Source organism: Acinetobacter sp. V115_6 (assembly GCF_031799025.1).
Taxonomy (GTDB): Bacteria; Pseudomonadota; Gammaproteobacteria; order Pseudomonadales; family Moraxellaceae; genus Acinetobacter; species Acinetobacter pittii.
The window spans coordinates 427,225-439,814 of the sequence record NZ_JAVQNO010000021.1; the positions used below are offsets into that span (position 1 = coordinate 427,225).

The 12,590-nt window shown below is 33.2% G+C and carries 18 protein-coding genes and 1 tRNA gene; 13 read left to right on the forward strand and 6 right to left on the reverse strand.

Features of this window, described 5'->3' with window-relative positions:
- Positions 1-95: 95 nt before the first annotated feature.
- Positions 96-172, forward strand: a tRNA-Met gene (locus RMA94_RS10375).
- Between the two features lie 175 nt (positions 173-347).
- Entirely contained in the window at positions 348-581 is a 234-nt protein-coding gene (locus RMA94_RS10380) for a hypothetical protein (protein ID WP_002119938.1), read from the forward strand.
- A 152-nt stretch (positions 582-733) separates the two neighbouring features.
- On the opposite strand, the gene RMA94_RS10385 is transcribed toward RMA94_RS10380, so the two are convergent.
- Positions 734-1,405, reverse strand: coding sequence for a LexA family transcriptional regulator (locus RMA94_RS10385; protein WP_002119885.1), 672 nt, complete (start codon positions 1,403-1,405; stop codon positions 734-736).
- A gap of 673 nt (positions 1,406-2,078) precedes the next feature.
- Here RMA94_RS10385 and RMA94_RS10390 point away from each other — a divergent pair.
- The 3 genes from RMA94_RS10390 to RMA94_RS10400 all read left to right on the forward strand — a co-directional run bounded on the left by RMA94_RS10390 (position 2,079) and on the right by RMA94_RS10400 (position 3,508).
- Positions 2,079-2,333: a hypothetical protein gene (locus RMA94_RS10390; RefSeq protein ID WP_002119927.1), complete on the forward strand. Its 255-nt coding sequence runs from the start codon at positions 2,079-2,081 to the stop codon at positions 2,331-2,333.
- A gap of 209 nt (positions 2,334-2,542) precedes the next feature.
- Positions 2,543-2,932, forward strand: coding sequence for a hypothetical protein (locus tag RMA94_RS10395; RefSeq protein WP_311082779.1), 390 nt, complete (start codon positions 2,543-2,545; stop codon positions 2,930-2,932).
- A 30-nt stretch (positions 2,933-2,962) separates the two neighbouring features.
- Complete coding sequence (locus tag RMA94_RS10400; protein ID WP_311082781.1) at positions 2,963-3,508, forward strand: glycosyl hydrolase 108 family protein; 546 nt, start codon at positions 2,963-2,965, stop codon at positions 3,506-3,508.
- A 96-nt stretch (positions 3,509-3,604) separates the two neighbouring features.
- Here the strand turns inward: RMA94_RS10400 and RMA94_RS10405 are convergent, their stop codons facing one another.
- Positions 3,605-4,222 (reverse strand): LysE family translocator, encoded by a 618-nt coding sequence (locus RMA94_RS10405; protein WP_063098453.1) that lies wholly within the window; start codon positions 4,220-4,222, stop codon positions 3,605-3,607.
- Between the two features lie 239 nt (positions 4,223-4,461).
- On the opposite strand from RMA94_RS10405, the gene RMA94_RS10410 reads away from it, so the two are divergent.
- The 4 genes from RMA94_RS10410 to RMA94_RS10425 all read left to right on the forward strand — a co-directional run bounded on the left by RMA94_RS10410 (position 4,462) and on the right by RMA94_RS10425 (position 7,563).
- Positions 4,462-5,394 carry a lauroyl acyltransferase gene (locus tag RMA94_RS10410; protein ID WP_032056596.1) on the forward strand — a complete coding sequence of 311 codons (933 nt, stop codon included), beginning with the start codon at positions 4,462-4,464 and terminating at the stop codon, positions 5,392-5,394.
- 343 nt (positions 5,395-5,737) lie between these two features.
- Complete coding sequence (locus tag RMA94_RS10415; RefSeq protein ID WP_005070223.1) at positions 5,738-5,953, forward strand: cold-shock protein; 216 nt, start codon at positions 5,738-5,740, stop codon at positions 5,951-5,953.
- Between the two features lie 221 nt (positions 5,954-6,174).
- Positions 6,175-6,399, forward strand: a complete 225-nt coding sequence (locus RMA94_RS10420; protein WP_069122680.1) for a hypothetical protein — start codon at positions 6,175-6,177, stop codon at positions 6,397-6,399.
- A 354-nt stretch (positions 6,400-6,753) separates the two neighbouring features.
- On the forward strand, positions 6,754-7,563 hold the full coding sequence (locus RMA94_RS10425) for a pyrroline-5-carboxylate reductase (RefSeq protein WP_233731848.1): 810 nt from the start codon (positions 6,754-6,756) through the stop codon (positions 7,561-7,563).
- 15 nt (positions 7,564-7,578) lie between these two features.
- Here RMA94_RS10425 and RMA94_RS10430 read toward each other — a convergent pair whose 3' ends face one another.
- The 3 genes from RMA94_RS10430 to RMA94_RS10440 form a co-directional block, all read right to left on the reverse strand.
- Positions 7,579-7,695: a hypothetical protein gene (locus tag RMA94_RS10430; RefSeq protein WP_002117441.1), complete on the reverse strand. Its 117-nt coding sequence runs from the start codon at positions 7,693-7,695 to the stop codon at positions 7,579-7,581.
- Positions 7,696-7,873: 178 nt separating this feature from the next.
- On the reverse strand, positions 7,874-8,359 hold the full coding sequence (locus RMA94_RS10435; RefSeq protein WP_031944142.1) for an Lrp/AsnC family transcriptional regulator: 486 nt from the start codon (positions 8,357-8,359) through the stop codon (positions 7,874-7,876).
- A gap of 234 nt (positions 8,360-8,593) precedes the next feature.
- Entirely contained in the window at positions 8,594-9,268 is a 675-nt protein-coding gene (locus RMA94_RS10440; protein WP_025466697.1) for an HAD family hydrolase, read from the reverse strand.
- A gap of 191 nt (positions 9,269-9,459) precedes the next feature.
- On the opposite strand from RMA94_RS10440, the gene RMA94_RS10445 reads away from it, so the two are divergent.
- Entirely contained in the window at positions 9,460-10,227 is a 768-nt protein-coding gene (locus tag RMA94_RS10445) for a methyltransferase domain-containing protein (protein WP_311082786.1), read from the forward strand.
- Between the two features lie 284 nt (positions 10,228-10,511).
- The gene (locus tag RMA94_RS10450) at positions 10,512-10,850 is read left to right on the forward strand and encodes a hypothetical protein (RefSeq protein WP_017481398.1); all 339 of its coding nucleotides are present in this window, start codon (positions 10,512-10,514) and stop codon (positions 10,848-10,850) included.
- A gap of 261 nt (positions 10,851-11,111) precedes the next feature.
- Here RMA94_RS10450 and RMA94_RS10455 read toward each other — a convergent pair whose 3' ends face one another.
- On the reverse strand, positions 11,112-11,615 hold the full coding sequence (locus tag RMA94_RS10455; RefSeq protein WP_033850525.1) for an AAA family ATPase: 504 nt from the start codon (positions 11,613-11,615) through the stop codon (positions 11,112-11,114).
- Positions 11,616-11,769: 154 nt separating this feature from the next.
- Here RMA94_RS10455 and RMA94_RS10460 point away from each other — a divergent pair, with 154 nt between their 5' ends.
- Positions 11,770-11,895: a YHYH domain-containing protein gene (locus RMA94_RS10460; protein ID WP_005076872.1), complete on the forward strand. Its 126-nt coding sequence runs from the start codon at positions 11,770-11,772 to the stop codon at positions 11,893-11,895.
- A 90-nt stretch (positions 11,896-11,985) separates the two neighbouring features.
- Positions 11,986-12,408 (forward strand): hypothetical protein, encoded by a 423-nt coding sequence (locus RMA94_RS10465; RefSeq protein WP_032056591.1) that lies wholly within the window; start codon positions 11,986-11,988, stop codon positions 12,406-12,408.
- The last annotated feature ends 182 nt before the right edge of the window (positions 12,409-12,590 follow it).

Sequence of the window (12,590 nt, forward strand, 5' to 3'; positions counted from 1 at the left end):
AAAAATAATAAAAAGAGAATTGTTAATAATTACAACCGATTAAAAAATAAAGTTTGCTTTATAAAATAGATGAGCGTATAAAGCTTACTTCCAATTGCGGGGTGGAGCAGTCTGGTAGCTCGTCGGGCTCATAACCCGAAGGTCGTTGGTTCAAATCCGACTCCCGCATCCAAAAATATTATGCTCTGTGATGTACCACTTTTCATAATACGAAAATTATGAAAAGCAATTAGCTTATAAATAACCCTATATAAAGCTAAATATTAAATTCTAGACGAACTGTCCATACCCTAAATCTAGCGTTCTAATTACATACCGTAAAATCACATGAGCTCAGTGATGAGTGAATGATTGTGAATATAGTAAATGAGTGGCACATTGCCACAGCCGTAAATGGCAACGAAATTAATGTGAGGATTGTTCCTCATGTGCGTAAACAAAACTCTCTCGATGGATATCGTTGGGTCGAAGTTGGTAAAAAAATTCAACTTCAATCTGGTGAAGAAATTGAGTTAAACCAAGATGGTAAAAGCTTCTATGCCGGGTTTAATCAACTTTATCGTTTAAATACATATTGTTGATAAAACCATGGTAATAAAGCGAGAAAACCTATCTCTTTTAAAGGAGATAGGTTTTTTTATGTCTACAGGTTATATAAATAATTAAAGTTATAAAAAGGCTGAAGTGATTAAAAATAAGTGCATTATTATTTTAATTATATTTAATAACTAAATTAGCCTGCTCGCCAGAACTGGCGACCCATAACCTTAAAGTTTTTACCGTTCTCTTCTGTTACGCGTCGATCTCTAAATTTTTCATTTAAGCTATGCAAAATTAAAGAGCCATCTGCCTCTTTAAAAATCTGTTTAATCATTCCTTCGCCAGCAAAGTAAACCGCATAAATCTCGCCATCAATGACTTCTGTTTGAGAGATATCAATACCCACCAAATCACCGTCTTTAATGTAGTCGGTCATGCTATCGCCTTTAGCTTTAATAATACGCATGCATTCTTGAGCAACGCGTTTTTCTTTAAAGAATGAAGCAGGGAATGGAATTTTTCCATTAATAGCATCAAAGTGAAATTCAATAGATTCACCTGTCCCGCAAGAAAAGTTAGCTTCTACAACTTCAATCCAGACATATTGATCGGTAGATTCTGCACTTACTACAGTCGGGCTAAATACATCACTTTCTCTAAAAGAGTCTTCAGTATTCCCTGTCGTTAACCAATAACCATCCACTCCTAAAAATTGAGCAATTAAAGGAAGAAATGCGGATTTTAAATTTTTCCCTGACTCTAAAGCCTGATAGGCAGGTTGCGACATCTTTACAGCTTCTGCCACTTCAGCCTGAGTTTTTTTGGCTTTAATTCTAGAGTCTTTTAAACGGTCTTTAAGAGCCATAATGGTTACACCAGTAAACTTATAACAAATATATAACTTAAGTTATATAGAGTAAAACAACTATAGTTATTGACTAATAATAACTATAGTTATAATATCAGTTATATCTCAAGATGAATAGAGAAAATTTAAATGGTACCTAAGTCACTATTTATCGCTTTATCAAAGCTTTGAGATGGAAGCTAAATTTATTTTGTTTCTACAGGTAGCAGAATAAAAGGGAGATAGCTCAATTATTATTTGCAAACAGGCTATCAAAACAAAAATTGGAATAAAAAAAAGCCCGATTCCGTGGATCAGGCTTAATGTTCGTCGATAAAGGGTATCAAGAACATGAAGAATTTAACAAAGATTGTGAGACCTAACAAAAGTTTCCGATATACGGCAAAGCCTTATATGAACTTTTTGGTCAAAAAATTAAGGCGTGTAAAAAGCTTAAATCCACAAAATTTAATACTTTTTTACATTTTTAGAAAAGGAAATATTTGTTTATAAATTAGTGACTTAATTGCATATAGTTGGGTTCTTTATGATTGTTGTACCAGATGAAACGTTTTGAACACACATTTGTAGTCATAGCTTAGCTATATTGCTCAAAGAATGTATCAAAACCTCAAGAATAACAAACGATAAAGACGCCTTACTAACGAGTACATTGAGTTGGAGATAGTGAATGACTACAGCAATGCAGAACAGAGCTAAACAACTTAAAAATGCAAAACGTGGAGGGTATATCCCGACAATTGCCAAAGACGTAAACAAATATAAGGTACAAAAAATAAAAAGGGCACTTGAGGAGGCCAAGCAGATTGTAAATGAGCTTGAAGATGACGCATTCGAATTCGATGATCAAGTCTCTATGCAAAAAGCGATTGGTGCAATCACAGTGATTGAGTTGATTGAACAAGCCTTAAACGGTGCACACTAACAGGCTTTAGCATACAAACATTCTTTCTCGGACCCCTGAAATAAATGGGGTCAAGGATAAGTTCGTCTTGCAATTTAGCGCTGCTTTAAAGCGTTAGTGTTTTTTATTGACTGTAATAAAGAAAACGAAGGGATTAATAAACATTGAAAACCACAAGCTGGTCAACGTGATGAGTTTTCAAGTTTTACCCTTTAGCGCAGGACAAAGTCATGGAAACAGTTTCTAGCAGTGGGTTAGCCACATTTTTAAATTTTTATAGTATTGCAATTATGGTGGCTTTGGCAGTCAGCTTAGTTGTCGCAGTTGTATTGATGATGCGTTTTCCTCGTTCTCCACAAGAATGGATTTTTGCTCTCATCTGTACAGTAGTTTCAAGCCTGACAGGCGGCTCATTCATTATTATGAAATGGAACCTGCATGAATGGGTATCCGATATTTGGGGAATGATCACCCTATCTGGATTTTTCTTCATCTGTGGTTTACCGGGCTGGGCTATTGTGAGATGGATATTTAACTTCATCAATAAACAAGAAGGTAAAACGATTGTAGAGGTCATTAAAGACCTAAAAAAAGCAAAAGATGATCTCCAAAATAGCTAAAGACAGCTTTAAATATAAAGGTAGAATAAAATGAATATTGATCAATACTTAGAAAAAGTTATCAGCCGAGAAGGCGGATATGTTAACCATCCATCAGATCATGGCCATGCGACTAAATTTGGCATTACAGAAGCAGTCGCTCGATCGAACGGATATCAAGGCAACATGCAAGACTTGCCCTTAAGTATCGCCAAATCTATTTATAAGCAAAAATACTGGCTTGAACCACAGTTTGACCAGATTAATGCGATTAGCCCAGCTATTGCAGAAGAGTTACTGGATACAGCTATAAATTGTGGCATCAATTTTACAAAGCCTTTATTACAACGTGCTTTAAATCTGCTGAATAAGCAGGGGAAGGAAGGTTGGTCAAATCTTGTGGTAGATGGCCAGTACGGACCTCTTACTTTGCAAGCACTGGCTACGTACTTAAATAGACGTAATAAAGAGGGTGAAAAAGTACTCGTGCGCATTTTAAATATTATGCAAGGGCAGCATTATATTGAAATTACCGAGAACAACCCTAACTACGAAGATTTCTTTTATGGTTGGATATTAAACAGAGTAATACTCTAAAAATGTATTAGAAGAGAACATGTTTAAAGATCTAATGAGTTAAAAAGCCTAACCATGAGTTAAGGCTTTTTAACAAATAATAGGTCGAGCAATGCTTTATTGTGCGATAAGTAAAATGGCAAGTAGAAAGAAAATAGCACCACTAATTTTATTGAGCATCGAGAAATTATTTCCAGCTAACATTTTCTCTTTGAAAATCGAAGAAAAATTTGCGTAAACTAAATGAATTAAAAAACCAATAAAACAAAAGGTTAAAGAAAGAATTAAAAATTGATTTAAAATCTCTTTCTTGATATCAATAAATTGAGGGAAGAGTGCGATAAAAAATACGATTGTTTTAGGATTAAGCAAAGATGCGAATAGACCCTGATAAAACAATTTAGATTTACTTACAGCTTTATCTTTTTGTTGATCGGTCATTAACTCTTGGGTTGCAAGTTTTTTAGTGAAGTTTTTATATCCGAGATACATTAAATAAAATGCACCAATAAACTTTAAAACCGTAAAAATAGTAGGGTTGCTAGTAATAATAAGTCCTACACCGCTGGCAGAAATTACAGCAATTACAAACATACCAATAATTAAACCACTTATTCCAAACAAAGCAGTTTTGACACCATAGTTAATTGAATTTGTGACAGTAAATAAAACTCCCGGTCCTGGGCTTAATAGGGTAAGAAATGCTATTGTTATAAATACTAAAAGACCGCTCACGCTGATATATCCTATTTATCAATTGAGGCAAGATTGTGCGGTTACTTTAAATGAGAAAATAATCGTTGTATACAGAAGGTTATGTATATTTAAGCCTTAAATAGATTAAATATTTAAAATATAGTTTTGTATAAATAAATAGGGCATATAAAACTATAAAAGTGAAAGCAACATAAACACACAACGTTAAAAATTGAGCATGTTAGTATGCTAAGTCTATACCTCAAGAAATCTATAGTATGACGAAAAATGAACGGCAGTTTAAATCTGGCGAGTTTCAATTTTCCTTTTTAGCGTTTAAATATTGGGGTATATGGTTTTTAGCTTTTATTCTAATGTTATTTGCGATGTTACCTTGGGCTATTCAATGGCGCCTTGCTGACTTACTATCAAAAATAGCGTGGAAATCTTTAAGTTCTCGAAGAAAAACTACACTACGTAATTTACAAGCATGTTTTCCAGAAAAAACACCTTTGCAAATTGAGGCAAAAGCTAAACAGGTTTTTGTTGATACTTTAACGGGTGTATTTGAAGCTTTAAATGCTTGGTATTGCCCAAATTGGTTTAAAAGTCGTGTTCACATAGATGGTTTAGAAAATTTAACCAATAATCAGGAAAATGGCGTACTTTTATTAGGTACCCACAGTACGCTTTTAGATGCAGGTGGAGCGGCGTGTACTTTATTCTTTAATATGGACGTGGTTTACCGACCTCAAAACAATCCGTTTTTAGATTTTCTGATTCATCGTAGTCGTGCGCGAGTGTATAAAAACCAAATTGCTCGAGACAACATGCGTGGACTCATACAAAACCTTAAACATGGGCATGCGATATGGTATAGCCCAGATCAGGATTTTGGCTTAAAACAAGGCGTAATGGCATCATTTTTCGGTATTCAGGCAGCTACCGTTACAGCGCATCGCAGACTAATGGATATCTCAAAAGCAGCAGCCGTGCCTTTATATTTTTACCGTAGTGGTGATATTCGTAATCCGCAATATCATGTTTTAGTAGAACCTAAATTAGAAAATTTCCCGAGTGGCTGTGAAGTCAGTGACGCTGAAAGGGTAAACAAGATTATTGAAAACCAAATTCGCATTGCCCCTACACAATACATGTGGTTTCATCGACGCTTTAAAACACGTCCTGCTGGTGAACAGAAATTCTATTAATGGCGTCAGTAACTCAAGAATTAAAAGTACTTCTTTCAATTAAAATATAGAATATTAGATTTTTAATTGAAAGGATCTTTAATCAAATCAAGATGAAAGATGTTGAGTCAACACTATAAAATTTTTCTTGCTTTAATTATTTTGAATATCGATTGCAAATGATTTTGAAGCGTGTATAGTCGAGCATAACTAACAAAATATTCTTGTCATCATAAATTTCTATTTCGCAGTTTTATTTATAAGTCTTCGGTTCATTCAGATATTTAAGTTTTCACGTCTATTTTTTAGTTAAATTGGTTTCCCCAATAATAAGTTATAATATTTTAAAATTTAGGATAAATATATGTCTACTTCTACTGGTACAGTAAAATGGTTCAATGAAACTAAAGGTTTTGGTTTTATTGCGGCTGATGAAGGTAAGGATATTTTCGCTCATTTTACCGATATTCAAACACAAGGCTTTAAGGTTCTCTTAGAAGGCCAACGTGTTGAGTTTACTGTAGTACAGGGTAAAAAAGGCCCACAAGCTTCAAATATTGTGATTCTTCAGAATTCATAATTTCATAGAGCGACTAGAGTTGTTTTAAATATATTATTTAAATAGAATATGTTTAAGGCTAAAGCGCTTTAGATGAGTTTAAAAACCCACTCTATCTTGTGGGTTTTTTATAAGTTTTAATTAAACTTATCTTTAAAAATAAAAAGTAGAATAAAAATATGCTCTTAAAAGTGCTTCTAAATTTTTTTTAAAATATAAGTAATTAGGTGTATGGTACTAAAATGGATATTTGTATTGGCGGTATTTTAGACGGTCAAAAGATAGAAAATCATCATGATGTTTTTAAGATAGAAGAGCACTATTCAGACAATAGCTCTCAATATGTTAAACAGCATTTCCACTTATTTGGAAAAATTTTTACCTTTTGGGTGTGCGAAGATATTGATTTACAACAGGCAATCAGAAAAGCCGAGAGAATTTTAGCGAATAAGAAAGAAACTCTTTAGTTGTTTGAACTAGAACACTTCCGTGCCTTAATTTGGTTTAAAGATTTTCTTATTAAGTAATAGATATTTTTTATATTAGCTTAATAGAATTCGTTACAGAATTTTTTACAATACTCTTGTATATGTTACACAGCTTAACATTTTTTTTGTGGTATTTACTAACAATAGTAATACATTAGGCTTAATCTAAAGTTGTTTTATTTATTGCGCGAATAAAACAAAACCCACTTTAATAATATATCTTATTAAAGTGGGTTCTTTATTCAGACGGTCATCATTAATTCAATATACATAATTAAATTATAGATAATATTTGTTGTTATAAACCTCTCTTAAGAAAGGAAAACATTTTAAATGTTAAGTGCAGTACAACCTAATATTTGTTTTATTGGCAGTAGTAATCTAGCTTTAGCGTTAATAGGAGGGTTGGTTTTAAAAGGATTTAAAAAAGAAAAAATACACCTCATTGAAGAGAAAAAGATTAATGATACAAATGCTTTAAAGCAAAAAGAAAATGGACTAAAAAAAGCTGAAATTGTTGTTTTGCTACTAGAGCCTAAACAGTTAAAAGAGACACTTATACCGCTAAAAAAATGGTTAGCTAGTAAAATTATAGTTTCTATGATGGCGGGAGTAGATATTGCAAACTTGACTCGTTTTACGGGTTCGAAAAAAATTGTTCGTGTAATTTCAAATCCACCTGTGCTGACGCATACGGGGACACATGTGCTTATTGCTTCAGAGCAAATGGACCAGCTTGATAAAGACCTAATCGAAATGCTGTACTCTGCAACAGGTCAGACTTTTTGGGCGCCGTCTGAAACGCAGTCAGACGCAATTATTGCTTTGTCTGGTTCTGGGCCGGCTTACTTTTTCTATATTTTAGACAGCATGATAAAGACAGGGGTTTCTTTAGGACTTGATAAACAATTTGCTCTAGATTTAGCACTCCAAGCGGCTAGTGGCGCAGTTGAAATGGTCCGTAAAAGTAATGTCCCGCCAGCGGATCTGTGTGGCAAGGTGACCTTGGCTAACGGGATTACCGAATCAGCACTCAGAATGTTTGAGCTAGGAAATTTATCTGATGATATACGTTTAGCTATGAAGGCCGCATATCATCGTAGTAAAGAAATCACTTCAGAAATTATTACTGAGGTGAGTTAGCGCTTCTTTAGCAAACTAGGCCTTTAAAAAGTATTCCCAAATCACGAAGCCTAAGCCAAACCCAATAAACGAGTAGAGAGTAATAATAAAGAATACAAAACTGGCCTTATTTTTTTTCTTCAAAATGTTCATGGCGATGCCTCCAATTCAGATTAATTACATTTTGAAGAAGTGAAGGCTGTAATCATAGATACAGAATTTTTTAAAAAAAATATAACAGAGCTATGAGCTGTTATATTTTCTAGGTTTTCCCTTAATAAAGATTTTTAAATCAATAAATTAAGGAATTTCCTGTACGTGTTTAGCATTTCTATTCGATTAACATTAAATCGGCTGTATTAGCAGATTTGAGAGGGCGTAGGGCAAAGGTCGAACGGGTGTGGCGTATTCCTTTAATTGAATAAAGCTTCTTTCTTAAAAATCGTTCGTAATGGTCAGCATCTTTGACTGCTACTTTAACCAGATAATCATAGTCACCTGTGACGAGATGCGCTTCCACTACTTCAGGTATATCTGCTAATGCTTCACTGAAATTTTCTAGCATTTCGTCATCATGGCGCTCTAAAGTAATTTCAATAAAAAAGACTTCATGAATGCCAATCGCTTTTTGGTTTACGTTTACCGTATATCCTTCAATAATTTTTAAAGTTTCCAGACGTTTCAGTCGAGTCCAGCATGGAGAAGATGAAAGACCTACTTCTTCGGCCAGTTGAGCAACGGTTAAACGGCCATTTCCACGTAATGCAGATAAAATTTTCCGATCTATACGATCTAGTGTGTATTCTGTTCTGTTCAAAATATAAACCAAAGAAGAATCTTCTGATAAAAATTAATATACTTCATTTTTATGCTGTGAATGTTTAAAAATTTTAAAAAATACAGGAAACATTTTGAGTCAAAGGTACATACACTATTTCTATGCATCGAACCTTTCTGGATAGAGGTTGGGATGGAGCAAAGAGCACTGTTTCAGTAAGGGTGACTAAACAGTGCTCTTTGCGGATTTAATAAAAAGAACAAATATCCTTTTCTAAAGAATGAAATCCTCTAATGTATTAATTGCTGTTTCTAGTTGGTCGTAATGGTGAATTCTTTTATCCGCTACAGTCGAGCAGATAGAAGGATCTGGGTGAAAAAATATAGTTTTCATTCCTGCGTTATTAGCACCCTCAATATCGGCTTTATGATTATCTCCTACAAAAATACATTCATTAGGAGTACAGCCAAGTTCTTTACATGCATACTCAAATATCTGTCTATCTGGTTTTCGCATACCTACGGCTTCTGAGACGATAATTGTAGAAAAAAACTCTTTGAGACCGAGTGCATAAAAATTATTTTCTTGGAAGGGGGATTTACCATTAGAAACTAAGCCTAATTTATATCCTTTGTTATAAAGATTTTGAATTGTTTCTAGAACTTTCTCAAAAGGGCGGCAAAACTTATTAAAGTCGTTAATGTACGATTCAAGTAGGCTCTCAACACTAAAGTTTTTTATATTAAAATCTTCTAATAATTGAGAATAAACAAAATCTTTCCACACACTTCCATTGTTATCTAATTCGATAAATCTAGTTATAAAAGCTTGTTTATTTTCTTGTGATACCAATTGAAAAAAGTTTACTTGCCACTCAACAAATTTTATAAGGGATGTATTTCGGTCAAGTAGAGTTTGATCTAAATCAAATAAAATAATATTTGGCATTTTGGAGTGTTATAAAATTTTTAGATAAACACAGTATAGCTGTCTATTGGATTTAAGAATTTTCAATTTTTGTGCTTACTCTGTATTCAATCAAATAATAACTTTTATTTATCAATTGAAGAAAAACTAATCATTATTTTTTATCTAAATTTTCCTTTAATGTAATTCCATTACAAAGGAGGAGCAAGGTTATGATCACCCAGCATGATATAAATCAAAAACAATATCAAAATAAATCTCTCGACTATTTAAATAGCCAAGCTCATTCTGAAGGGGTTGAATTTAATAAATTTGTTAATGAAGTTCAGAAAATTGAAAAGGCTGTTATCCTTGATTTAGGCTGTGGTGGTGGGCATGTTTCCTACAATGTTGCTCCGCATGCCGACCTTGTTTTTGCTTACGATTTATCTCATGAAATGTTAGACACCGTGTCTAAGACGGCTAGCCAACGTAAATTAAAAAACATTTTTGTGCAGCAGGGCATTGCTGAGGACATGCCTTTTAGTGATCAGCAGTTTGATGTGGTCATTAGCCGATATTCTGCACATCACTGGCAGCATGTTCCGACGGCTATGAAAGAAATAAACCGCGTGCTTAAGCCTGATGGCATTGTTATTTTTGTAGACATTATTAGCTCTAGCTCGCCCATATTAGATACGTTTTTGCAGACGATCGAAACTATTCGAGACCCAAGTCATGTACGAAACTATAGTGTGAAAGAGTGGGTCTATTTTATCGAAGATGCAGGCTTTGATTTGGTGGGTTTAGATAAACAAACACTTTCGTTAGATTTTGATAGTTGGGTAAAGCGCATGAAAACGCCTGAAGATCAAATCAAAACTTTACGTTATTTGCAGGAAGGTTCATCTGACCTTGTTAAGAAGTATTTTAAAATCCAAAATGACGGTAGCTTTGAAAGCCATGTGGGCTATTTTGTCTTTAAGAAATTAGGATTTTAAAGCGCTGAAATGAGTAAGGGTTTTAGTAGATTAGAAATGGATTAAATATCACTAAAACTCTTTTTCCGAATAACTCGAATAATATTAAAGATGGTTATAAAACAAATTTAATATCATTCACTTGATAAAAATTAATCACCCAATTTTATTAAGGTGATTAAGTATTCAAAAGAGAGGAGGGTTATCCCATTTTCTTTATTATTAATAGACACTTATAAATAATTATTATTTAATACGCCCGCAATATTATCACTAATACTTTTAATAACTTTGTCGGGGAAATAATGCGTAATATTTTAGTAACGATTTTCACTTTATTCTTAGCAACATCAATTTATGCTGCTCAAGAGTCTAGAAATCTTCTAGAGCAAACTCAGTGTGAGAAAGCAGTGGAACTACATGGTTTTTTAAGCCGTGCTCAGCTCGATTGTAATTATCACTATTACTCAGAAGAGTTAAAGGATGCTGCCGCAAAATGTACTAAACATGACCTTGGTGAAAAATACGGTAGAGAGGTTATGAAATTTGGTATGAAGGAATTTGAGGAACGCAAGAAAGAGGATACACAGGGCCACTTTTGTCATAAGGTTTTAAAAGAGTTCCCAAAATATATTAAACAATAAAAAATAAGGTTTTAAAAACCTCTTCTAGCAAGCCGATAAAATGGATTTAATTATTCATTTTATCGGTGTATCCCCACATATAATTCCCTAATTAAACTAGATAATTAAATTTAAGAATCCACCCAATATCCGATTGACACTTGAAATCTCTCTTATTATTCTCTGCGGCGGAACGGAGGCGGGACGCTTAGTGCGTGCCAGTTCCTAGATGACTGGTCTGTCAACCCACCTCCGTTCTTTCATCATGATTTCATAAATGAATTAATTGTTTTTAAAAATAGTCTGAATAATATTTATAGCTTTTGAAAAGTTATTAAAAGGAATAGTCTTTTTAGAGAGTTGAGCATTACTACTCAAAAATTTTTCTAAACGTTTATCAAAACTATGTGAAAACCAAATCAGCTCTAATGTATTTTTTAGATTTTCTTTGGGTTTCTTGCGTGTAAATATAGACTTTAAATAACGTTGTAAAAGCCTTATTGTTCTTAAATAAAAAGGAACTTCCATTTTTAAAATTAAAGAGCATTCAAGAAGTAATGGAAGTAAGCGTTTATCGTAAGCTCCTTCTACAATCCAGCTATCTTGTAAGGCGATTTCTTGAGTACCACTTGAGATTGTTTCTTCCGAATTCTTTACAAACTCAGTTCCACTTATATTCCAGTAGATCTCATCAAACCCATAAGTTGATATCTTTAATTCATCAGCTAATTTCTTAGTGATAGTTGTTTTACCAGCGCCAGAAGGGCCTACAATACAAATTTTCATGGTTTATCTTTTTAAAGAGATATTTCAACAAAATGGTTATAAATAGAAACTAGACTAAAGTTTATAAGTCATTCATCTATTTTATCAAAGCTTAATAATTTTATTTTGTACAATAAAAACTCAATTATAATTCCGACTTGAAGGAAATAAACTCATGAAAAAACTTTTATTCATTTGTCTAATCGGTTTAGCAGTTACACAGGTTAATGCTCATTCTGGGGGTACAAACTCTAAAGGATGTCATACGAATAGCAAAACTGGTGACCATCATTGTCATTAAATAAGGGTATGAAAGAGTAAGCTGATTTCTGGTTTACTCTTTTTAATATCTTTAGTTTTATATTTTTTATGAATAATAAGAGGAAAAAGAATGGAAATGATATTGGGAGTATTTGGCTTATTGGTTTTATTTTTAATATTAAGTAAAAAACATAAGAAGAAAAATCTCACTAGTGAAAGATCAATAATCTATTTGGTTGATATTGTTGGGGAGCAATCCTATCAAGCAAATTTAAGAAAGATTGCTGGGCCTAAACAAGAAAAGTCAAAATATGTAGAAGTAATGGCTAGAGTTGTTTCTGAACCTTTTAATGCTTATGACAAGAACGCAGTTAAAATTGAAATTAACGGTTTAACAGTTGGCTATTTAAGTAGAAACGATGCCAAACTATTAGCTGGTAAAGTGATAAATAAGACTGTGCCAGCTTTAATTAATGGTGGTTGGCTTGATAACGATAGTGAAGGTAGCTATGGCGTAAAACTCGGTATTCAAAGTCTTAATGAATTAATATAACGAATTGCATTTTTAAGTTTTACTTAAATTTTAAAATCTAAAAAAATAAAAGCATTCTCTAAGGTATTAATAAATCTTTTTACTCATGTTTTTAAAGCTTTATTTGTAGCCAATATCACATTGACACCTAAAACCCCTCCGATTATCCTTTGCCTGCTGGCCACATTGCCAGTCGGCTTTGA